A 22815-nucleotide genomic window follows, 5' to 3' on the forward strand; every position below is an offset into this window, starting at 1 on the left:
CCACCCCCGCCGTCCGCGAGATCGGCATCATCATGAACGGCGTCTCCGGGCGCATGGGCTACCGTCAGCACCTCGTGCGCTCGATCCTCGCGATCCGCGACGCGGGCGGCGTCGAGCTGCCCGACGGCTCGAAGGTGACGGTCCGCCCGCTCCTCGTCGGCCGCAGCGAGGCGAAGCTCGCCGAGATCGCCGCCCAGCACGGCATCGAGGACTACACGACCGACCTCGACGCGGCGCTGGCCGACCCGACCTGGGAGATCTACGCCGACTTCCTCGTCACGAAGGCCCGTGCGACGGCTCTGCGCAAGGCGATCGCGGCCGGCAAGGCCATCTACACCGAGAAGCCCACCGCGGAGTCGGTCGAGGAGGCCGTCGAGCTCGCCCGCCTCGCGAAGGAGGCCGGCGTCAAGACGGGCGTCGTGCACGACAAGCTCTACCTCCCCGGCCTCCAGAAGCTCAAGCGCCTCATCGACTCGGGCTTCTTCGGCCGCATCCTCTCGGTCCGCGGCGAGTTCGGCTACTGGGTCTTCGAGGGCGACTGGCAGCCGGCCCAGCGCCCCAGCTGGAACTACCGCGCCGAGGACGGCGGCGGCATCATCGTCGACATGTTCCCGCACTGGAACTACGTGCTCGAGAACCTCTTCGGCGAGGTGAAGAGCGTCTACTCGCACGCGTCGATCCACATCGCCGACCGCTGGGACGAGAAGGGCGAGCACTACGACGCGACCGCCGAGGACGCCGCGTACGGCATCTTCGAGCTCGACGGCGGCGTGATCGCGCAGATCAACTCGAGCTGGACCACGCGCGTCAACCGCGACGAGCTCGTCGAGTTCCACGTCGACGGCACGCACGGCTCGGCGGTCGTCGGCCTCTTCGGCGCGAAGATCCAGCCCCGCAACGCCACGCCGAAGCCGGTGTGGAACCCCGACCTCGAGGACACGCACGACTACGACGCCGACTGGCAGAAGGTCCCGACGAACGACGTCTTCCTCAACGGCTTCCGCCAGCAGTGGGAGGAGTACCTCACGTCGTACGCGCTCGGCACCGACTACGCGTTCGACCTGCTCGCGGGCGCGCGCGGCGTGCAGCTGGCCGAGGCCGGTCTCGAGTCGAGCCGCACGGGCGCCAAGGTCGTCCTGCCCGAGCTGACCCTGGAGTGAGTCGGATGACGGAGCACTTCACCCTCGTCGCCGCCGACGGCGGCCTGAGCCGCGTCGCGCTCAACGACGCGGGCGTCTACACGAAGCCGCAGAAGGCGCTGCGCAGCCGCGTCGCCTACGCGGCCGCGCACGTCGTGCCGGTCGTCTGGGGCGACAACACCCCCGGTCAGCCCGCGCAGATCGACTGGGACGCGACGCTCGGCTTCCGCCGCGCCGTGTACTCGTGGGGTCTCGGGGTCGCCGACGCCATGGACACCGCCCAGCGCAACATGGGTCTCGACGCGACGGCCGTGCGCGAGCTGATCAGCCGCAGCGCCGAGGTGGCGCGCGAGGAGGGCGGCTCGGTCGTCGTCGGCGTCAACACGGATCACGTCGACGAGCACACGATCTCGCTCGATGCCGTGATCGACGCCTACAAGGAGCAGCTGCACTTCACGGAGGAGCAGGGCGCCGGCCCCGTGCTCATGGCGTCGCGCCACCTCGCGCGCGTCGCGACGAGCGCGACGGACTACCTGCGCGTCTACGGCGCCGTCCTTCAGGCCGCGACGACCCCGGTCGTCCTGCACTGGCTCGGAACGGCGTTCGACCCCGAGCTGGCCGGCTACTTCGGCGCCGACGACTGGGAGACCGCGTCGAACACGCTCGTGCGCATCATCGAGGAGAACCCCGGCAAGGTGTCGGGCGTCAAGATGAGCCTCCTGAACGCCGAGTCCGAGGTGGCCGTGCGCGAGCGCCTGCCCGAGGGCGTGCGCATGTACACGGGCGACGACTTCAACTACGTCGGGCTCATCGGCGGCGCGGACGTCCCCGCGGCGACCCAGCCGGCGGCGACCCCGGGAGCGACGCGAACCCACTCCGATGCCCTGCTCGGCGCATTCGCGGCGATCACCCCGGTCGCCTCCGCGGCCATCCAGGCGCTCGACGCGGGCGACCCCGACGAGTACCTGCGCATCCTCGGCCCGACCGAGGAGCTCAGCCGCCAGGTCTTCGCCGCGCCGACGTACTTCTACAAGACGGGCGTCGCGTTCCTGTCGTGGCTGAACGGCCACCAGTCCGCGTTCCAGATGGTCGGAGGCCTCCACTCGGCCCGCAGCATCCCCCATCTCTCCCGCATCGTCGAGCTCGCGAACGCCGCGAACGCCCTCGAGGCCCCCTCGCTCGCGGCCGCCCGGTGGAACGACTACCTGCGTCTGAACGGAGTCGGAGCATGAGCGTCCCGCACCCGCGCCTGTCGATCAACCAGGCGACGATCAAGTACACGACGGTCGCCGAGGCCGTCCGGGTCGTGCAGGATGCCGGCATCGGCGCGATCGGCCTGTGGCGCGAGCAGGTGCAGGAGGCGGGTCTCGACGAGTCGGCGCGCATCATCGCCGACTCCGGCCTGCGCTACTCCACGCACTGCCGCGGCGGATGGTTCACCGTCGAGGAGGGCCCCGCACGCCGCGCGGCGATCGACGACAATCGCCGCGCGATCGAGGAGACCGCGACGCTCGCCGCCGCAGGCGCCGAGGGCTCGCGCGCCGTGCTCGTCCTCGTCGTCGGCGGGCTGCCGGAGGGGTCGCGCGACCTCGTCGGCGCCCGCGAGCGGGTCCGCGACGCGGTCGCCGAGCTCGCGCCCGATGCGCGTGCCGCGGGCGTGACGCTCGCCCTCGAGCCGCTGCATCCGATGTACGCGTCGGACCGCTCGGTGCTCTCGACGCTCCCCCAGGCGCTCGACATCGCCGCGGACTTCGACCCGTCGGTCGTCGGCGTCACGGTGGACACGTTCCACATCTGGTGGGACCCGGATGTGCTCGCGCACATCGAGCGCGCCGGTCGCGAGGGCCGCATCGCGACCTACCAGGTGTGCGACTGGAAGACGCCGCTCGAGGCCGACAACCTCCTGTCGCGCCACTACCCGGGCGACGGCATGATCGACTTCGGCCCGATGACCCGCGCCGTCGAGGCGACCGGGTACGACGGCGACATCGAGGTCGAGCTGCTCAACCAGTCCATCTGGGACACCGCGCCGGCCGAGGCCGTGCGCCGCACGATCGCGGGCTTCGAGTCCGCGGTCGCCCCTCACCTCGTGTGACCCGCGGGAGGGTGCGCCGCGCGCACCCTCCCGCCCCCTCCGGCGATAGGCTCAGCGGATGACCGACACCACGGTGCGCACCGGCGGAGCGCCCACGCTCCATGACGTCGCGCGCGAGGCCGGCGTCTCCCTCGCCACGGCGTCGCGCGTGCTCAACGGCTCCACCCGCAAGGTGGCCGAGGCCTATCGCGAGCGCGTGCAGGCCGCAGCGGACCGCCTCGGCTACACCGCGAACCTCTCCGCGCAGGCGATCGCCCGCGGGACGTCGGCGACGGTGGCCCTGCTCGTCGCCGACATCGCGGACCCCTACTTTGGCCAGATCGCCTCGGGCGTCGCGCATGCGGCCGACGAGGCCGGCCTCATCGTCACGATCGCGATGACCGAGCGCGACCCGCAGCGCGAGGTCGCCCTCGTGCGGGCGCTGCGCGGCCAGCGGCCCCGCGGCATCGTACTCGCGGCGTCACGCGACACGGCGAGCGACGCCGACGCGCTCACCGCCGAGATCGCCTCCGTCCAGTCGACCGGCGGACGCGTCGTCACGCTCGGCGCCGCCCTTCCCGGAACGCGCGTCGTCGCGTACGAGAACGAGGCCGGCGCCCGCGCGCTCGCGGGGAAGCTCACCGCCCTCGGATATCGCGACGCCGTCGTGCTCGCCGGCCCTGAGGGCCTGCGCACCTCGGACGACCGTCTCGCCGGCTTCACCGCCGGTTTCGCGGATGGCGGCGGCGCGACGCCGCGGATCGTCCGCGGCCAGATCTCGCGCGATGCCGGCTACGAGGCGACCACGCGCCTCCTCGAGGAGGGCCTCGAGTCCGGGACGCTGCTCTTCGGGATCAGCGACGTCGTCGCGATCGGCGCGATCTCGGCCATCCGCGATGCCGGGCGCGCGCCCGGCTCGGATATCGCCGTCGCGGGGTTCGACGACATCGCCACGGGACGCGATGTGACCCCCGGTCTCACGACGGTGCACCTTCCCCTGGAGGAGCTCGGCGCCCAGGCGCTCCGCGCCGCCGTCGAGGACGACTGGACGCCGCCCGCGCCAGTGTCGCTCGAGGTGCTCGTCCGCGACAGCACGCCTCCGCGCCAGTGACCCGGCGGCCTCGCGAGACACACGACGCGACTCCGGGCCATCCTTTTCCCTCGCTCCTGGACGGCCTCTCCGACCGGCTCCGCGCGGTGAGGACGGGAGAGCGCGCGCTCGTCGGCATCGACGGCGTCGACGGCAGCGGCAAGTCCGTGTTCGCCGATCGTCTGGCCGCCCGAGTCGACGGACGACCCGTGATCGTCGTGCACGTCGACGACTTCCATCATCCGCGTGCTGTCCGGTACCGCCGGGGTCGGGACTCGCCGGTGGGCTTCTGGCTCGACAGCTACGACTACGATGCCCTCACCCACCGCGTGCTCGCACCGCTTCGCACAGGCGCCGCTTTGTACCAGCACGCGGCACATGACCTCGTTCGCGACGCGAGAGTTGATCCCCCGCTGAGCAGAGCGCCGCGGGATGCGATCGTGCTCGTGGAAGGGCTGTTCCTTCATCGTCAAGAGCTTCGTCACTGGTGGGATTTCTCGATCTTCCTCGACGTCCCGTTCGAGGAGACGGCGCGCCGGATGGCCAAGCGCGATGGGACGCCGCCCGACCATCGCGCCCCCGCGCTGCAGAGATACGTCGGCGGTCAGCGGCTGTACTTCCGCGCGGCGCGCCCGTGGGAGTACGCCTCGATGGTCATCGACAACAGCGACGTCACCCGCCCCACGACCATCAACTCAGCTTCAGCGGCAGCCTCACGCGAAGCCCGTGAGCCCGGCGGCGGGTTGCATGTCTCACCACACGCCGGAAACGCCCCCGGATAACCGCCGCGCGTGAGACACGGACGCCGCCCCGACCTCCCATGTCTCGCCACACGCCGGAAACACTCCCTCATAACCACGTCAGGCGAGACACAGACACCCACCCCGGCCACCCGTGTCTCACCACACGCCGGAAACACTCCCTCATAACCACCGCAGGCGAGACACGGACACCCAGCCCGGCCACCGATGTCTCACCACACGCCGAAAACGCCCCCGCATAACCGCCGCGCGTGAGACACGGCCACCCACGCCGACCACCCATGTCTCACCACACGCCGAAAACGCCCCCCGGATAACCCACGCACCCGTACCTCGGGCTCGCCGTCGCGTCGCTGTGGCTGATCCTCGCGGCGTGACCGCCCGGGCTACGCCGTCGCGCGGACGACGACCTGCGGCTCGAAGCGCACGTGCTCCCCGGGCTCCTGCGCGAGCAGCTCGATCGCCGTCGCGCCGAGCAGCTCGGCGGGCTGGCGCACCGACGTGAGCGGAACGACCGTCGACGCGGCGAAGTCGATGTCGTCGTAGCCGACGAGCGCGATGTCGTCGGGCACCCGCACGCCGCCCGTCATCGTGAGCGCCTGCAGCAGGCCGACCGCGACGAGGTCGTTCGCGGCGAAGATCCCGTCCGGTCGCCTTCCGGTCGGGCGGCGCAGCAGCGCCTCCCCCGCTGCGCGGCCGTGCCGCACCGTGAGGTCGTCGATCTCGACGCGCTCGAGCGCGGCCCCCGCAGCGGATGCCGCGGCGCGCGCCCCCTCGAAGCGGTCGCGCACCTGACGGAGCCCGCTCGGGCCGCCGACGAACGCGATCCGCGTGCATCCGCGCGCCAGCAGGTGCTCTGTCGCGAGCCGCCCGCCCTTCCGGTCGTCCACGGAGACGGTCGACAGACCATCCGAGTCGCCCTCGTGATCGACGAGAACGACCGGCACGCCGCGCTCTGCGAGGCGCTCGAAGTGCTCGAGGTCGCCGGTCAGCGGCGTCGCGATGACCCCGCTCGCGCGCTGCTCGGCGAACAGGTCGACGAGCCGGCGCTCGCGCTCGCCGTCCCGCGCGCTGTCGGACACGAGCACCGACAGGCCGTCCTGCTCCGCACGCGCGTCGGCACCGCGGGCGACATCGGCGTAGAAGGGGTTGCGCATGTCGAGCACGATGAGCCCGACGCTGCGGCTGCGGCCCGCGCGCAGCTGCCGCGCGGCGTCGTTCCGCACGTATCCGAGATCGCGGATGGCGCGGCGCACGCGCTCGACGGTCTCCGGGGCGACCCGCTCGGGATGGTTGAGGGCGTTGGACACCGTGCCGGCCGAGACGCCGGCTGCCGCGGCGACATCCTTCACGCTGACGGTCATCCGCCACCTCCCCGCTCATCGTATCGGGGAGGCGTCGGATGGCCCGGTCGCGACGGACGTCGTCCGCATCGGATGACTGCCGTGACGGCCGCGCCGGTTGACCTCGCGCCGGCGCTGTGCCACCATGAACACGACGATCGATTGAATCGTTTTAAAGCGAAAGGCACTGTCGATGACGACCCCCTCCTCCGTCCTGAGCGACGAGATCCTCGGCCAGCTCGAGAAGCAGGCGATCGAGCTCCCGTCCTGGGCGTTCGGCAACTCCGGCACCCGCTTCAAGGTCTTCGCGACCGCCGGCACGCCGCGCGACCCGTTCGAGAAGATCTCCGACGCCGCGCAGGTGAACAGGCTCACCGCGCTCGCGCCATCCGTCGCCCTGCACATCCCGTGGGACCTCGTCGACAGCTTCGACGACCTGCGCAAGCACGCCGAGGACAACGGCGTCGCGCTCGGCACGATCAACTCGAACACCTTCCAGGACGACGACTACAAGTTCGGCGCCCTCACGCACGAGGACGCGGCGATCCGCCAGAAGGCGATCGACCACCACTTCGCGTGCATCGACGTCATGAACGCGACCGGCTCGCGCGACCTCAAGATCTGGCTCGCCGAGGGATCGAACTACCCCGGCCAGGCCGACATGCGCGGCCGACAGGACCGCCTGAACGACTCGCTCCAGAAGATCTACGAGCGCCTCTCGGGCGAGCAGCGCCTCGTGCTCGAGTACAAGTTCTTCGAGCCCGCGTTCTACCACACCGATGTGCCCGACTGGGGCACGTCGTACGCGCAGGTGGCCACGCTCGGCGAGCGCGCGATGGTGTGCCTCGACACGGGACACCACGCGCCGGGCACGAACATCGAGTTCATCGTCATGCAGCTGCTTCGCCTCGGCAAGCTCGGCTCGTTCGACTTCAACTCGCGGTTCTACGCCGACGACGACCTCATCGTGGGCGCGGCCGACCCGTTCCAGCTCTTCCGCATCCTCTTCGAGGTCATCCGCGGCGGCGGCTACGCGAACCCCGACGTCGCGTTCATGCTCGACCAGTGCCACAACGTCGAGAACAAGATCCTCGGCCAGATCCGCTCGGTGCTGAACGTCCAGGAGATGACGGCCCGTGCGCTGCTCGTCGACCAGGACGCGCTCCGTGCCGCGCAGGTCTCGGGAGACGTGCTCGCCGCGAACGCGGTGTTCATGGACGCGTTCTACACCGACGTGCGTCCGGCCCTCGCGCAGTGGCGCGAGTCGCGCGGCCTGCCCGCCGACCCCATGGCCGCCTACCTCGCCTCCGGCTACCAGGAGCGGATCGAGGCCGAGCGCGTCGGCGGCGTGCAGGCGGGCTGGGGCGCGTAAGCGGCCTCGCCCTCCGGAGATAGCATCGGCGATATGGCCACCACCGGGACCGTCGACGCCGAGGCGCGCCGCGCGCGCATCCTGGACCTCCTCTCGAAGAGCGGACGGGTCCGGATCGACGAGGCGGCCTCGGCGCTCGACGTCTCGGCGATGACCGTGCGCCGCGACCTCGCCGACCTCGAGGCGGAGGGGATGCTGCGGCGCGTCCGCGGCGGCGCCGTCGCGTCCGCGCGGCCGCGCTCGTTCACCGAGCGGATGGCCACGGGCGCGGAGGCGAAGCTCGCCATCGCACGCAAGGTGCAGCACCTCCTCCCCCTCGACGGCGCGATCGCGGCCGACGCGTCGTCGACGGTCGGGGTGCTCCTCTCGCAGCTCCCCGACGACACCGCGCGCGAGCTCCTCGTCGCGACCAACTCGCACGAGAACTTCCAGGTCGCCCGGCGCGCACCGGGCGCCACCGCGATCCTCGTGGGCGGCGAGGCCGAGCCGCGCACGGACAGCTTCGTCGGCCCGATCGCGTGCGCCGCCGCCCGGAGCCTGCACTACCGGCGCTTCTTCACCTCGGCGTCGGCGCTCGAGCCCGAGCGCGGAGCGTTCGAGGTGACGATGGCCGAGGCGCAGGTGAAGGCGGCCTTCGCGGAGTCGGCGGACGAGACCATCCTCCTCGCCGACAGCGCGAAGCTGGGGCAGAACGCCCTGGCGCTCGGCCTCCCGTGGCAGCGCATCTCGCTCCTCGTGACCGAGCTCGACCCCCGCGACCCCGCACTCGCCCCCTATCGCGAGCGGGTCGCCATCCTCTGACCGGCCGCACGGCCGATTCCGCGGACGACCATTGCCTCGCGTGTTACTTCGTGAGATAATTCACAACAGAGCACACGACGCGGTGCCTCCGACGCGTCCGACATCCCTCGAAGGATCCTCATGACGAACCCCACTGTCGCTGACCTCATCGCCCGGTCGAACCGGCTGGGCGCCGACCCGAAGAACACGAACTACGCCGGCGGCAACACGTCGGCCAAGGGCACGGACACCGACCCGGTGACCGGTGAGCCCGTCGAGCTGCTCTGGGTGAAGGGCTCGGGCGGCGACCTGGGCACGCTCACCGAGAAGGGCCTCGCCGCGCTCCGCCTCGACCGCATGCGCGCGCTCGTCGACGTCTACCCCGGCATCGAGCGCGAGGACGAGATGGTCGCCGCGTTCGACTACTGCCTGCACGGCAAGGGCGGTGCGGCGCCGTCGATCGACACGGCGATGCACGGCCTCGTCGACGCCGCGCACGTCGACCACCTGCATCCCGACAGCGGCATCGCGATCGCGACCGCGGCGGATGGCGAGGAGCTGACCGCGCGGATCTTCGGCGACAAGGTGGTCTGGGTCCCGTGGCGCCGCCCCGGCTTCCAGCTCGGCCTCGACATCGCGGAGATCAAGAAGGCCAACCCGCAGGCGGTCGGGACGATCCTCGGCGGTCACGGCATCACGGCGTGGGGCGACACGAGCGAGGAGAGCGAGCGCAACTCGCTCTGGATCATCGAGACCGCGCAGAAGTACATCGACGAGAACGGCAAGGCCGACCCGTTCGGCGGCGTCCGCCCGGGCTTCGAGGCCCTCCCCGAGGCCGAGCGCCGCGCGAAGGCCGCCGCGCTCGCCGCGACGATCCGCGGCCTCGCGTCCACCGACAAGCCGATGGTCGGCCACTTCACCGACTCGGACACGGTGCTCGACTTCCTCGCCTCCGAGAAGGCGCCCGCGCTCGCCGAGCTCGGCACGAGCTGCCCCGACCACTTCCTCCGCACCAAGGTCAAGCCGCTGCTGCTCGACCTGCCCGCGACCGCGTCGGTGGAGGAGTCGATCGCGCGCCTCAAGGAGCTGCACGAGCAGTACCGCGCCGACTACACGGCGTACTACGAGGCGCACGCGACCGCCGACAGCCCGGCCATCCGCGGCGCCGACCCGCTCATCGTGCTCGTCCCCGGCGTCGGCATGTTCTCGTACGGAGCGAACAAGCAGACCGCGCGCGTCGCGGGCGAGTTCTACGTCAACGCGATCAACGTCATGCGCGGCGCAGAGGCCCTCTCGACGTACACGCCGATCTCCGACGCGGAGAAGTTCCGCATCGAGTACTGGGCGCTCGAGGAGGCCAAGCTCCAGCGCATGCCGAAGCCCAAGACCCACCAGGGTCGCATCGCGTTCGTCACGGGCGCCGCATCGGGCATCGGCAAGGCCATCGCGAAGCGCCTCGCCGCCGAGGGCGCGTGCGTCGTCGTCGCCGACCTCGACCTCGAGAAGGCACAGGCGGCGGCCGCCGAGCTCGGCAACTCGGACGTCGCGATCGGCGTCGCGGCGAACGTCGCCGACGCGGAGGGCGTCCAGGCCGCGATCGACGCCACGCTGCTCGCATTCGGCGGCATCGACCTCGTCGTCAACAACGCCGGCCTGTCGCTGTCGAAGCCGCTGCTCGAGACCACCGAGAAGGACTGGGACCTCCAGCACGACGTCATGGCGAAGGGCTCGTTCCTCGTCTCGAAGGCGGCAGCCAAGGCGCTCATCGAGCAGGGCATGGGCGGCGACGTGATCTACATCTCGTCGAAGAACTCGGTCTTCGCGGGCCCGAACAACATCGCCTACTCGGCGACCAAGGCCGACCAGGCGCACCAGGTGCGTCTGCTGGCGGTGGAGCTCGGCGAGCACGGCGTCCGCGTGAACGGCATCAACCCCGACGGCGTCGTGCGCGGCTCGGGCATCTTCGCCGCCGGCTGGGGCGCCAACCGCGCCGCCACCTACGGCGTGAAGGAAGAGGAGCTCGGCCAGTTCTACGCGAACCGGACCATCCTCAAGCGCGAGGTCGTCCCCGAGAACGTGGCCGACGCGGTCTACGTGCTCACGGGCCCCGAGCTCAGCCGCACCACGGGTCTCCACATCCCCGTCGACTCGGGCGTCGCAGCCGCCTTCCTGCGCTGACCCGTCCCGGAGCCCGGCGCGCGCGACCGCACACGCGCGCGCCGGGCTCCTCCCCCGCCATCCCCTTCCCCTGAGGAGCGTCCCGCCCATGACCGTCACCGTCGCCGCCGTCGACCTCGGAGCCACGAGCGGCCGGGTCATGCTCGGCCACGTCGGCCCCGACGAGCTGCGCCTGGAAGCCGTCGCGCGCTTCCCCAACACCCCGGTCGAGACGATCGACGGGCTGCACTGGAACATCCTCGAGCTCTACCGCTCGATCGTCGAGGGCCTCCGCGCCGCCGCGCAGACCGGCGATGTCGCCGCCATCGGGATCGACTCGTGGGCCGTGGACTACGCTCTCCTCCGCGGCGGCCGCATGCTCGGCACGCCCTATCACTATCGCGATGCCCGCACCGCCGCCGGCGTCGACGCCGTCCACGCGGTCGCTCCGTTCGAGGAGCTGTACGGCGAGAACGGTCTGCAGTTCCTCGCGTTCAACACGCTCTACCAGCTCGCCGCCGACCGCATCGCCGGCACGCTCGACCTCGCCGACGAGGCCCTGCTCATCCCCGACCTCATCGCCTACTGGCTGACCGGCGAGAAGGTCGCCGAGAGCACGAACGCGTCGACCACGGGACTCCTGCGCGTGGGCGGCGGAGACTGGAACCGCCCCCTCGCCGAGAGCCTCGGCATCCCCTCGCGCCTCCTGCCGACCCTCGTGCAGCCCGGCCACCGCATCGGCACGCTGCGCGACGCCGTGCGCACGGCCACGGGGCTCGACGCGCCCGTCATCGCGGTCGGCTCGCACGACACGGCCTCGGCCGTCGCGGCGATCCCGATGACCGACCCGGATGCGGCGTACATCAGCTGCGGCACGTGGGGCCTCGTCGGCGTCGAGCTCGACGCGCCTGTCCTCACCGAGGCGAGCCGCGCCGCGAACTTCACGAACGAGGGAGGCGTCGACGGCCGCGTGCGCTTCCTGCACAACGTCATGGGCCTGTGGCTCCTCTCGGAGTCGGTGCGCGCGTGGGAGCGCGAGTCGGGCGAGACCATCGACCTGCCCGCCCTGCTCGCCGAGGCCGCGGCCGTCGAGACGCCGCAGCCCGTCTTCGATGCGAACGACCCCGTCTTCACGGCGCCGGGCGGGATGCCCGACCGGATCGCGAGCTGGCTGTCCGAACGCGGGCTCGCCGTGCCGCAGTCCCGTGCCGCGTTCGCGCGCTGCATCGTCGAGAGCCTCGCGTCGGCGTTCGCGGACGCCGTCCACGCCGCCGCCGAGCTCTCCGGCAAGCGCGTGAACGCCATCCACCTCGTGGGCGGCGGCTCGCTCAACGAGCTCCTCTGCCAGCTCACCGCCGATCGCGCCGGTCTCCCCGTGCTCGCCGGGCCCGTCGAGGCGACCGCCCTCGGCAACGTGCTCGTCCAGGCCCGCGCGCTCGGCGAGATCTCCGGCTCCCTCGAGGATCTGCGCGAGCTCGTGGCGCGCACGACCGCGCCGCGACGCTTCGCGCCCCGCGCATGACCGGCTGGGGCGCGGCGTTCGACTGGGCGCGCCGCCACGTCGACGCGGGCCGCATCCCGACCGCGGTCCTCGGCATCGCGACGGCCGACGGCGTCGTCGCGCTCGATGCCTTCGGCGCGACGGATGGCCGCACCGCGCGGATCGACGATCCGTACCGTCTGTTCTCGATCACGAAGGTGCTCACGGGGCTCGCCGCCGCGCGCGCGATCGAGCGCGGCCTGCTCACGTCGCAGACCCCGCTCACCGACGCCGTGCCCGAGGCAGCCGCCGCCCGCGACGACGTCGTGCGCCTCGAGCACCTCATGGCGCACACGTCGGGGCTCATCGAGCCGGCGCTCGACCCGGTCGAGGGGCTCGCCGCGGCCCTGCGCCGCCCTGGCCGCGACTTCGCCGTCGGCACCGCATCGCGCTACTCGTCGATCGCGTTCCAGGGCGCGGCCGAGCTCATCCGCCACGCGACAGGACGGTCGTGGGAGGACGAGGTGCGCGCCTTCGCACCCGGACTCGTCCTGGACGAGGACGCGGACCCGCACCGCATCCCCGACATCGAGGCGAGTCTCGACCTCGACCGCTTCGCCGCCTCGCGGCACCCGGGCGCGGGCGCCATCGGCACGGCGGGAGCGCTCCTGGCGCTCGGCTCGGCCCTGCTCCGCGGCGGCGCGGACATCGTGCGCCCCGGAACCCTCGAGATGATGCTCCGCCCACTCACGACCGGCGTGCCTCGCTTCGAGCCGTACCCCGCGGAGCGCGGACAGGACTGGGGCTTCTCGTGGAACCTCCGCACGCGCGCGCCCGCCCTCATCGACCGCGACGTCTACGGGCACGCGGGATGGTCGGGCACCGAGTTCTGGATCCATCCGACCGCGGGCATCGCGTGGACGCTGCTGACCAACCGCGCGAACGGCCACGGCCTCGACGCCGATCAGCTCGACAACGCGGTCGTCTCGGGGGTCTGAGCGCTCAGAGCGCGCATGACCGAGGGCAGAGTTCTCCCCTGAGACGCGGTGTCGTGTCAGAAGGGTGGTGGTTCGTCGTCGCGTGGGGTGAAGCGGGCGACGGGTGGTGGGGTGTCGGTGTAGACGCGCCCGTTGGGGGAGGCCCATTCGAGCACGCCGCCGGGGCCCTGGGTGACGGTCCATTCGGTCATCTGCTCGAGCATGTGATGCGTTTCACACAAATACTCGAGGTTCGCCACGTTCGTGGGCCCGCCGCGGGAGTGGGGGTGGGTGTGGTCGACGTCGACGTAGTGCTTCCGGATGGCCTGCCGGCACCCGGGGAACCGGCACCGCTCATCTCGCGCCTTCAGGAACCGCCGCTGCGCGGTGGTGGGGAATCTCTGGTCGACGGTGAGGAGGACCCCGGTGTTCGCGTCGGTGAACGCCCGGTTCCAGATCGTCGCGTCCGCGGCGATCTGCTTGGCGTCGATGATCGGGATCGGGCCTGCCCCGGCAAGGGTGGCGCCCTCGGTCCGGTTCGTGGGGTCCGCCAGTGCGGTGGCGGGGATGGTGATGTGCACGCTCCCGCGAATCGCCCCGAGCCCCACCGCCGGAGATTTCGGGGAACGGAACGCCGCACCCGATCCCGCGGCCGAGGCAGCGTCCGAACCGGATCCGACGGCCGCGCCGGGTGACGTGCGCGCGTCCGCGCGAGCGCCCGCGTCAACGCTCGCGCCCGCGTCAACGCTCGCGCCCGCGTCGCCGTCGACGCCCATGACGCCCAGGCCCACATCACCCGCCTTCACGTCCGCATCCGCGCCGCTTGTGCCTGTGGCGCCGAGTCCGACATCACCGGCTTTCGCATCCGCACAGTCGAAGGTGGCGCCGTAGAGGTGGTCGTGGCCGGTGGGGGTGCCGGTGAGGGTGAGGTCGGTGAAGATGTCCGCCCGGATCTCATCCAAGGTGCGGTCATCCGCGAGCGCGGCCGGGTCGCCGGCGCGGCGGGCGGCGGCGCGGGCGGCGAGGACGGTCTTCGCCATCTGGTCGATGCGGTCCATCATCCCGACCCCGAGCACGTTCGCCACCTCCGCGTCGAACGCGCCCATCGCGTCCTCCCCGGGACGGAACCCCACCCGCCGGCGCCTGCGGGCGGCCTTGTGGCGGTCGCTGATCGAGACCGGGTCCAGTTCCTGCGCGATCTTCCGCGCCACCTCCGCCAACGCCGCCGCGGTCATCGGCACCCGGTCCAGCCGCTCCAGCACCCGCACCTCGAACGTCGCGCGCAGGGCAGGGTCGTCGATCCGGTCCCCGCACAGCACGATCGTGCGCGCGTGCGGGAGCGACACCGTCCCCGCCGCGAGCCGGTCCCGCACGACCGGGAAGCGGGACACCAGGTTCGCGGCGTCGTTCATCTGCCGCTCCACCGACCGGCCCGGGGTGTGCGTGGCCGCGGCGATCTCCTCCGCGATCGCCCGATGCGCCCACGCCCGCGACGAGCCCCCGGCCGCGACCTGCCGCTCATGCTGCGCCCACGCCACCTGCGACGCCGACGCCAACGCCATCTGACGCGCCGCCTGCGCATGAGCGATCACCCTGTCCGCCGCCCGGATCGCCTCGATCGCCGACTCCACCGCCGCACGCTCCCCCGGTGTCGGGGACGGACCATCCCCTTCACCCCACACAGCCCCATCGCTCATGACACCAGTGTCCCGCCCACCACCGACATTCGAAGACCCCTACGAGCCGGACAGTCGCAGAAAAGGTCACAGAACGATAACGAAGCGGGCGTGGGATCGTCGCTCGCGATCCCGGCGTCAGGCCTCAGACACCGCGCCCGCGGGGCACGGACGTGCGTCGCCCAACGCACCGCGCCGTCACTTCTGCGCTGGGAACGCCTCCAGCACCCGTCGGCTCTCGAACTCCCGCTCCGTGCCGTCGACGGGGTCGACGAACCGCAGCGTGCGCGCGAGCAGCTGCAGAGGGGATGAGAAGTCGTCGATGTCGATCTCCTGCACGCGCGGGTAGATGGGGTCGCCGACGATCGGCCGCCCAATCCGGTTCATGTGCAGGCGGATCTGGTGGGTCTTCCCCGTGAAGGGCGTCGCGCGATAGCGCGCGAGGCCGCCGCTCTCCTCGATGAGCTCGATGAGCGTGTGCGCGTTCGGCGGGCGGTCGTCGTGCTCGAACGCCTGCATGACGCCGTGCTCCTTGGTGATGCAGCTGCGCACGTGCGCGGGCAGCTCGAGGTCGCCGGGCGCCGCGGCCACCGCCTCGTACTCCTTCTGCGGCACGCGCTCCTCGAACATCGACTGGTAGGCGCGCCGCCACCGCCGCTCGGTCGTGAGGAGGAGGACACCCGCGGTCACGCGGTCGAGACGGTGCGCCGGAGAGAGCTCGGGGAGGCCGAGCATGCGGCGAGCGCGCACGACGACGCTCTGCTGGACGTGCCGGCCGCGTGGGATGGTCGCAAGGAAGTGCGGCTTGTCGACCACGACGATCCGCTCGTCCTGGTGCAGCACCTCGAGCGGGAACGGCACCTCCGCCTCCTCGCGCAGATCGCGGTGGAACCAGACGAACATATGGGGACGGAACGGCGCATCCGGGGCGAACGGGCGGCCCTCGTCGTCGACGAAGGCGCCCTCGTCGAGCATCTCGTCGAGACGCTCGGGCCGCAGGCGCGGCATGTGCGCGGCGAGGTGGTCGCGCAGCGACGCGTGCGGGCTCGTGCGCGGCATCCGCACCCACGCCGCATCGAGGCCGTGACGCTGCGGAAGCGGGGAGCGGGGCATCCCTCGACGGTACCCCGCAGACGTGATAACGTGTGGTCTGACCACAGTGGTCAGACCACAGGAGACGTCATGGCAGACGATCAGCGCGCCTGGGAGAGCGTCCTCTCCCACCTCGAGCGCGCCCTGCTCGACGGATCGCTCGCCCCCGGCGACCGCCTCCCCGGCGAGCGTGCGCTCGCGGCCGAGCTCGGCGTCGGGCGCTCGAGCGTGCGCGAGGCCATCCGCGTGCTCGAGGTGCTCGGCCTCGTCCGCACGGCGACCGGCTCGGGACCCTCGTCGGGCGCGATCATCGTCGCGGTTCCCGGCGGCGGGATGTCGGCCCTCATGCGGCTGCAGCTCGCGGCCACCGGGTTCCCCGTGTCCGACATCGTCGACACGCGCCTCGTGCTGGAGACGCACGTCGCGCGCCACCTCGCGCGCATCTCCCCCGACCTCTCGGCCGCGACGTCGCTCCTCGACGCGATGGACGAGCCCTCGCTCTCGGAGGCCGAGTTCCTCGCGCTCGATCAGCAGTTCCACCTCTCGCTCGCCGAGGCCTCGGGCAACCAGGTCATCACGGCGACGATGGCGGGCCTCCGATCGGCGATCGAGTCCTATGTGACCGCGGGAGCGCACGCGGTCGGCGACTGGACCGCGACCTGCGCGCGGCTTCGCGATGAGCATCGCGGCATCCTCGCGGCGATCGCCGACTCCGACGAGGACGCCGCCGCCACGGCCATCCACGACCACATCACGACCTACTACGACCAGATCACCATGGAGAGGGAGCAGAATGCTCAAGCGCCAGCTGCCCAACCCCGCTGAGCTCCTCGAGCTCATGCAGTTCAAGAAGCCCGACCTCAACGGCAAGCGACGCCGTCTCGACGCGGCGCTCACGACGTACGACCTGCGCGCGATCGCCAAGCGCCGCACACCGGCGGCCGCGTTCGACTACACCGACGGCGCCGCCGAGGGAGAGCTCTCGATCGCGCGCGCCCGCCAGGCCTTCGAGGACATCGAGTTCCACCCCGACATCCTCCGGCCGGCCGAGCACGTCGACACGTCGACGACGATCCTCGGCGGGCCGAGCGCGCTCCCGTTCGGCATCGCGCCCACCGGGTTCACGCGCCTCATGCAGACCGAGGGCGAGTACGCGGGCGCGGGCGCCGCTGCCGCCGCGGGCATCCCGTTCACGCTGTCGACGCTCGGCACGACCTCGATCGAGGACGTCAAGGCGACGAACCCGAACGGCCGCAACTGGTTCCAGCTCTACGTCATGCGCCAGCGCGAGATCTCGTACGGCCTCGTCGAGCGCGCCGCCAAGGCCGGGTTCGACACCCTCATGTTCACGGTCGACACCCCGGTCGCGGGAGCCCGCCTGCGCGACAAGCGCAACGGCTTCTCGATCCCCCCGCAGCTCTCCCTCGGCACGATCGTGAACGCCATCCCGCGCCCGTGGTGGTGGTTCGACTTCCTCACGATGCCCAAGCTCGAGTTCGCGTCGCTCTCGTCGACGGGCGGGACGGTCGGCGACCTGCTCAACGCCGCGATGGACCCGACCATCTCGTACGACGACCTCGACATCATCCGCTCGATGTGGCCCGGCAAGCTCGTCGTGAAGGGCGTGCAGAACGTGCCGGACGCCAAGCGCCTCGTCGACCTCGGCGTCGACGGCATCGTGCTGTCCAACCACGGCGGCCGTCAGCTCGACCGCGCCCCCGTGCCGTTCCACCTCCTGCCGAACGTCGTGCGCGAGGTCGGCTCCGACGCGACCGTGATGATCGACACGGGCATCATGAACGGCGCCGACATCGTCGCCTCGGTCGCGCTCGGGGCGAAGTTCACGCTCGTCGGCCGCGCGTACCTCTACGGACTCATGGCCGGCGGCCGTGCGGGCGTCGACCGCATGATCGCGATCCTGCGGACCGAGATCGAGCGCACCATGGCACTCCTCGGCGTCTCCACCCTCGAGGAGCTCGAGCCGCGCCACGTGACGCAGCTCAGCCGCCTCGTGCCGGTCGCGCCCGCGCACGTCGCGGCTGCCGAGGCCGCAGCCGCGCGCGCCTGACCTCGAGCGGAAGGGGCGTCGGGATCGGTCCCGGCGCCCCTTCCGCGCGCTACCGTGAAGGCATGGCGAAGGCGATCCAGCACACCGAGCTCGGCGGCCCCGAGGTCCTGACGCTCGCAGACGTCCCCGATCCCGTCCCCGGACCCGGCGAGGTCGCCATCCGGGTCGAGGCGGCCGGCGTGAACCCCGTCGAGTGGAAGCTCAGGACGGGGCTGCGCCCCACTCCGCCGATCACCGAGCCCCGCCGCGTCGGCAGCGACGGCGCCGGCCACATCACCGCGGTCGGCGCGGACGTCGACGGCTTCCGCGTCGGCGACCCGGTCGCGTTCACGGGCGCACAGGGTGCCTACGCGACGGATGTCGTCGCACCGGCCGATCACGTGTTCGCGCGCCCCGCAGGCGTCACGGCCGCACAGGGCGCAGCGCTCGGCATCCCGATCGGGACGGCGTACCAGGCCCTGCGCTCGCTCGGCGTGCGCGCCGACGACACGCTCCTCGTGCACGGCGGCTCGGGCGCCGTCGGACAGGCGGTCATCCAGTTCGCCGTGCTCGCCGGCGCACGCGTCATCGCCACGACGAGCGACGCGCGGGGCGACCGCGTGCGCGGGCTCGGCGGCGAGCCGGTCGCGTACGGGCCGGGCCTCGTCGACCGTGTGCGCGCTCTCGCCCCGGACGGTCCGACCGTGATCCTCGACGCCGTCGGCACCGACGAGGCGCTGCACGCGTCGCTCGAGCTCCTCGACGACCGCACGCGGATCGCCACGCTCGTGCAGGGCGCGAAGGCCGACGCGCTCGGCATCCGCGCCTTCAGCGGAGGCTCGCCTCGGCCGCTCACGCCGCAGCAGGAGGCCTGGCGTCTGGAAGCGGTGCCGGTCGCGCTCGCGCTCCTGGCCGCCGGGCGGTTCAGCGTCGAGATCGGCGAAGCGCTCCCACTCGCCGAGGCGCCGCAGGCGCATCGGCTCGTCGAGGAGGGCGCGAACGGCAAGGTGCTGCTCATCCCCTGACCCGGCGCGGCATTCCCGCGCCGAAACACGGCGTCATACGGATTCCGGGCGACCCCGTGCGGGTCGACAGAATGGCCGCATGACACAGGCCGAGCCGACGGCGGGATTCGCCACGACCCAGCTCCACGCGGGCTACGTGCCGGGCACGCCCGAGTTCACGGTGCTCCCTCCCGTGTACCAGTCCTCGGCCTACGCCTTCTCGTCGCTCACCGAGGCGCGCGAGAAGTTCGCGCTGCGCGAGAAGGGCTACATCTACAGCCGCAACAACAACCCGACGCAGGCCGTGCTCGAGCAGCGCCTCGCGCGTCTCGAGGGCGGCGTGGCCGCGGCGGCCGTCGCCTCGGGCCAGGCCGCGGTCGCGCTCGCGACGCTCGCCCTGCTGGGGCGCGGTGGCCACATCGTCGCGGCGAGTCAGCTGTACGGGGGCACGGTCGACCTCTTCGACGACACCTTCCGCGACTTCGGCCTCGACGTCACGTTCGTCGACCAGGACGACCTCGACGGATGGCGCCGCGCGGTCCGTCCGAGCACGCGCGCGTTCTTCGCCGAGTCGGTCGCGAACCCGATCGCGCAGGTGCTCGACATCTCGGCGGTCGCCCACATCGCCCACGAGGCCGGCGTGCCCCTCGTGATCGACAACACGGTCGCGACGCCGTTCCTCCTCCGCCCCCGCGACTTCGGCGCCGACATCGTCGTGCACTCCGCGACGAAGTTCATCGGCGGACACGGCTCGTCGCTCGGCGGCGTCGTGGTCGACCTCGGCACGTTCGACTTCTCCGCCGAGCCCGAGAAGTGGCCCGGCCTCTTCGTGCCGCACTGGCGCTACGGCGACGTCTCGCTCTGGGAGGCCTTCGGGCGCGAGCGCGCCTTCACGACCCTCGTGAAGTCGAAGTTCGTCGGCGATCTGGGCCCCGCGCTCTCCCCCTTCAACGCGTTCCAGCTCATCCAGGGGCTCGAGACCCTCGACCTGCGCGTGAGCCGCCACGTCGCGAACGCGAAGGCCGTCGCGGCCTTCCTCGACGCCCATCCGTCGGTCGGCGTCGTCTTCCACCCGTCGATCGAGACGAATCCGTGGCGGGCGCGTGCCGAGACGTACCTCCCGAAGGGCTCGCCGAGCGTGTTCGCGTTCGAGCTCGCGCCGAGCGACGAGGACACGTTCGACCGCGTGGAGCGGGTGATCGACGCCCTGCGGACCATCCGCCTCGTGGCGAACATCGGCGATGCGCGCACGATCGTCGCGCACCCCGCTTCGATGACGCACAACCACATGACGCCCGATCAGCTCGCGGCCGCCGGCATCTCGCAGGGCACCATCCGCATCTCGGTCGGCCTCGAGGAGGCCGCCGACATCATCGCCGACCTCGACCAGGCTCTCGCCCGCGCCTAGCGCCCTCGTCCGCACAGCCGGTCGCAGCCCGGCGCGCTGCCCGTCCCGCGCAGCCCGTCGCACTGCGCGTCCCGCGCAGCCCGGTCGAGCGCAGGACTTTCCGCCCGGAGCAGGACCATCCGCGCGTTCGCGTCCTGCAGCCGCGCGATTCTCCTGCCGTGGCGATGGCACCGGCCGTGCCGCCACACCGAGAAACCGGTTCCTCGCGTAGAGTGTGTGCCGAGCAAGGGAGCACCCATGACCACGCTGACCGGCAGAGCCGCCGTCTCGACCGACCGTCCGCACAAGCTCGCGCGCATCGCGGACCTCCTCGACCGGCGCGGCGCGACCGCCGTCCGGCTGACATCCGGCGCGAGCCTGTCCTGGCTGCTCGACGGGGCGCGCACCTCGGTCCCGCTCGGCGGTCCGCCCGTCTTCTCGGCGGTGGTCCGCGTCGACGGCGAGATCGTCGTGACCGCCCCGCGCAACGAGGCCGAGCGTCTCGCGGAGGAGGAGATCGGCGGCGCCGAGATCCGCCCCGTCGACTGGTTCGCGCCCCTCGCGCCGCCCGTCGACGGCGTCGTCGACGAGGCCGAGCTCGAGGCCGAGCTGCGCGCGGCGCGCGCGAGCCTTCTCCCGGTCGAGCACGAGCGCTACCGGCGTCTCGGCACCGACGCCGCGCGCGCGATGACCGAGGTGCTCGCCGAGGCGTCTCCCGAGATGTCGGAGTTCGAGCTCGCCGGGCGACTCGCGCACGCCATCCTCGCCCGCGGCGCCGAGCCGGCGGTCGTGCTCGCCGCGGGAGCCGCCCGGGGCGGGGTGCAGCACCCGCTGCCGACGGCGGCCCCGCTCGGCGACCGCGCGATGGCGGTCGCGACCGCGAAGCGCGACGGCCTCCACGTGAGTCTCACGCGCTGGGTGCGCTTCCGCGGGTCCGAGCCGGATGGCGCGCCGCGGGTCCTCGAGGTCGAGGCCGACGCCTGGGCGGCGACGCGCGCGGGCCGCGCGCTCGGCGACGTGCTCGACGACATCGCCGCGAGCTACCGGCGCCATGGCTTCGGCGAGGACGGCTGGCTGCGCCACCACCAGGGCGGGCCGACGGGATACGCGGGACGCGACCCCAAGGCCGCGCCCGCGCTCCGCGACCGCGTGGCGGAGAACCAGGCGTTCGCCTGGAACCCCTGGGCCCCCGGGGTGAAGGTCGAGGACACCGTCGTGTTCGATGGCGCGGGCGGCGTCGAGGTCCTGAGCGCCGACCCCGCCTGGCCCCGCATCGACGTGCGCGGCGTCGCACGTCCCGCGACGCTCGAGGTCGGATGACCGGCTGGACGACGGCATCCGCGCACGGCTTCGCACGTCTACCGCCTGCCGACCCCGGAGGACGGCTGACGGGATGATCGCCCGACGGCGGATACGCTCGAATCCATGACGGCCAAGCTGCGCATCTCGGATGTCGCGAAGCACGCGGGAGTGTCGCCGGCGACCGTGTCGCGGGTCATGAACGGCAACCCGAAGGTCGACCCGGCCCTCGTCCAGCGCGTGCAGGACGCGGCGGCCGAGCTCGGGTACAGCGCGAGCCCCCTCGCGCGAAGCCTCGCCCTCGGGAAGACCCAGACGGTCGCGGTCCTCGTGCCCGACCTCGGGAACCCGACCTTCCAGGCCATCCTGCGCACGCTGAGCCGGGCGGCGGCGGGCGACGGCTATCACGTGCTCGTCGCCGACTCCGCCGAGGTCGCGGCCGACGAGGCGGCGCTCGCACTGCAGGCCCGCCGGCGCACCGACGGCATCGTGCTCGTCGCGCCGCGCATGCCCGACGACGAACTGGCCGCGGCGCTGCCGCGTCTCGCTCCCGCCGTGCTCGTGAACCGCGGAGGGGACGGCGCACCCGTCGTCGCGGCCGACTACGGCCGCGGACTCCGCGAGCTCATCGAGCACCTGCGGATGCTCGGCCACCGTCGGCTGCTCTACCTCGCGGGCGTCCCGGGCAGCGCGTCGAACGCACGGCGCGTCGCGGCGATCGCCGAGGCGAGGGCCGCCCATCCGGATCTCGACATCGCCGAGGCACCCTGCGGGACGGGCTTCGCCGACGGCTCCGCGGCGGTCGCGACCGTGCGCGCCCACGAGGCCACGGCGGTTCTCGCCTACAACGACCTCGTCGCGATGGGCCTCCTCAGCGCACTCCACGAAGAGGGGGTCGCGGTCCCGCACGAGGTGTCCGTGACGGGCTTCGACGACATCCCGTTCGCGCGCTACACGACACCGCCTCTCACGACCGCGAGCGTTCCGACCGATCGGATGGGCGAGCTCGCATGGAGCGCGATGCGGGCGCTTCTCGAGGATGACGCGGCCGCGCCGCCCGTCGTGCTCGCGCCGACGCTCGCCGTGCGCGGCAGCACCGCCCCTCCGCCCGCTTCCTGAGCCGCACGCTCGCCTCCG

The 22815-nt window shown here is 72.3% G+C and carries 19 protein-coding genes; 16 read left to right on the plus strand and 3 right to left on the minus strand.

Features of this window, described 5'->3' with window-relative positions:
* The first annotated feature begins 32 nt into the window (after window positions 1-32).
* From M1D46_RS13455 to M1D46_RS13475, 5 genes are all read left to right on the plus strand, one after another.
* Window positions 33-1160: a Gfo/Idh/MocA family protein gene (locus M1D46_RS13455; RefSeq protein WP_271172862.1), complete on the plus strand. Its 1128-nt coding sequence runs from the start codon at window positions 33-35 to the stop codon at window positions 1158-1160.
* Between the two features lie 5 nt (window positions 1161-1165).
* The gene (locus M1D46_RS13460; protein ID WP_456285796.1) at window positions 1166-2371 is read left to right on the plus strand and encodes a dihydrodipicolinate synthase family protein; all 1206 of its coding nucleotides are present in this window, start codon (window positions 1166-1168) and stop codon (window positions 2369-2371) included.
* Window positions 2368-3234, plus strand: coding sequence for a sugar phosphate isomerase/epimerase family protein (locus tag M1D46_RS13465; protein ID WP_421074402.1), 867 nt, complete (start codon window positions 2368-2370; stop codon window positions 3232-3234). The genes M1D46_RS13460 and M1D46_RS13465 overlap by 4 nt, the downstream gene beginning before the upstream one ends.
* A 58-nt stretch (window positions 3235-3292) precedes the next feature.
* A complete protein-coding gene (locus tag M1D46_RS13470) occupies window positions 3293-4324 on the plus strand; it encodes a LacI family DNA-binding transcriptional regulator (RefSeq protein WP_456285797.1) in 1032 nt (343 codons plus the stop codon).
* A gap of 86 nt (window positions 4325-4410) precedes the next feature.
* On the plus strand, window positions 4411-5085 hold the full coding sequence (locus M1D46_RS13475; RefSeq protein WP_456285798.1) for a uridine kinase: 675 nt from the start codon (window positions 4411-4413) through the stop codon (window positions 5083-5085).
* A gap of 365 nt (window positions 5086-5450) precedes the next feature.
* Here M1D46_RS13475 and M1D46_RS13480 read toward each other — a convergent pair whose 3' ends face one another.
* Window positions 5451-6428 carry a LacI family DNA-binding transcriptional regulator gene (locus M1D46_RS13480; RefSeq protein WP_282978571.1) on the minus strand — a complete coding sequence of 326 codons (978 nt, stop codon included), beginning with the start codon at window positions 6426-6428 and terminating at the stop codon, window positions 5451-5453.
* A gap of 172 nt (window positions 6429-6600) precedes the next feature.
* Here M1D46_RS13480 and rhaI point away from each other — a divergent pair, with 172 nt between their 5' ends.
* The 5 genes from rhaI (at window position 6601) to M1D46_RS13505 (ending at window position 13194) form a co-directional block, all read left to right on the plus strand.
* Window positions 6601-7779 (plus strand): L-rhamnose isomerase, encoded by a 1179-nt coding sequence (gene rhaI / locus M1D46_RS13485; protein ID WP_271172744.1) that lies wholly within the window; start codon window positions 6601-6603, stop codon window positions 7777-7779.
* A 33-nt stretch (window positions 7780-7812) separates the two neighbouring features.
* Window positions 7813-8580: a DeoR/GlpR family DNA-binding transcription regulator gene (locus M1D46_RS13490; protein WP_456285799.1), complete on the plus strand. Its 768-nt coding sequence runs from the start codon at window positions 7813-7815 to the stop codon at window positions 8578-8580.
* A gap of 120 nt (window positions 8581-8700) precedes the next feature.
* A complete protein-coding gene (locus M1D46_RS13495) occupies window positions 8701-10737 on the plus strand; it encodes a bifunctional aldolase/short-chain dehydrogenase (protein ID WP_282978575.1) in 2037 nt (678 codons plus the stop codon).
* Window positions 10738-10825: 88 nt separating this feature from the next.
* Window positions 10826-12238, plus strand: coding sequence for a rhamnulokinase (locus M1D46_RS13500; RefSeq protein ID WP_456285800.1), 1413 nt, complete (start codon window positions 10826-10828; stop codon window positions 12236-12238).
* On the plus strand, window positions 12235-13194 hold the full coding sequence (locus tag M1D46_RS13505; protein ID WP_456285801.1) for a serine hydrolase domain-containing protein: 960 nt from the start codon (window positions 12235-12237) through the stop codon (window positions 13192-13194). The genes M1D46_RS13500 and M1D46_RS13505 overlap by 4 nt, the downstream gene beginning before the upstream one ends.
* 56 nt (window positions 13195-13250) lie before the next feature.
* Here the strand turns inward: M1D46_RS13505 and M1D46_RS13510 are convergent, their stop codons facing one another.
* Window positions 13251-14870, minus strand: coding sequence for a DUF222 domain-containing protein (locus M1D46_RS13510; protein WP_456285802.1), 1620 nt, complete (start codon window positions 14868-14870; stop codon window positions 13251-13253).
* Between the two features lie 177 nt (window positions 14871-15047).
* The gene (locus M1D46_RS13515; RefSeq protein ID WP_456285803.1) at window positions 15048-15962 is read right to left on the minus strand and encodes a pseudouridine synthase; all 915 of its coding nucleotides are present in this window, start codon (window positions 15960-15962) and stop codon (window positions 15048-15050) included.
* 69 nt (window positions 15963-16031) lie between these two features.
* Here M1D46_RS13515 and M1D46_RS13520 point away from each other — a divergent pair, with 69 nt between their 5' ends.
* From M1D46_RS13520 to M1D46_RS13545, 6 genes are all read left to right on the plus strand, one after another.
* Window positions 16032-16766, plus strand: a complete 735-nt coding sequence (locus M1D46_RS13520; RefSeq protein ID WP_324014330.1) for a FadR/GntR family transcriptional regulator — start codon at window positions 16032-16034, stop codon at window positions 16764-16766.
* A complete protein-coding gene (locus M1D46_RS13525) occupies window positions 16735-18009 on the plus strand; it encodes an alpha-hydroxy acid oxidase (protein ID WP_456285804.1) in 1275 nt (424 codons plus the stop codon). Before M1D46_RS13520 ends, M1D46_RS13525 begins: the two co-directional genes overlap by 32 nt.
* 62 nt (window positions 18010-18071) lie before the next feature.
* On the plus strand, window positions 18072-19013 hold the full coding sequence (locus M1D46_RS13530) for a quinone oxidoreductase family protein (RefSeq protein ID WP_456285805.1): 942 nt from the start codon (window positions 18072-18074) through the stop codon (window positions 19011-19013).
* A 79-nt stretch (window positions 19014-19092) separates the two neighbouring features.
* Window positions 19093-20400, plus strand: a complete 1308-nt coding sequence (locus M1D46_RS13535; RefSeq protein ID WP_456285806.1) for an O-acetylhomoserine aminocarboxypropyltransferase/cysteine synthase family protein — start codon at window positions 19093-19095, stop codon at window positions 20398-20400.
* Between the two features lie 237 nt (window positions 20401-20637).
* Window positions 20638-21699 (plus strand): M24 family metallopeptidase, encoded by a 1062-nt coding sequence (locus tag M1D46_RS13540; RefSeq protein WP_456285807.1) that lies wholly within the window; start codon window positions 20638-20640, stop codon window positions 21697-21699.
* Between the two features lie 105 nt (window positions 21700-21804).
* Window positions 21805-22797: a LacI family DNA-binding transcriptional regulator gene (locus tag M1D46_RS13545; protein ID WP_421074385.1), complete on the plus strand. Its 993-nt coding sequence runs from the start codon at window positions 21805-21807 to the stop codon at window positions 22795-22797.
* The last annotated feature ends 18 nt before the right edge of the window (window positions 22798-22815 follow it).

This window comes from Microbacterium sp. JZ70, assembly GCF_053903225.1.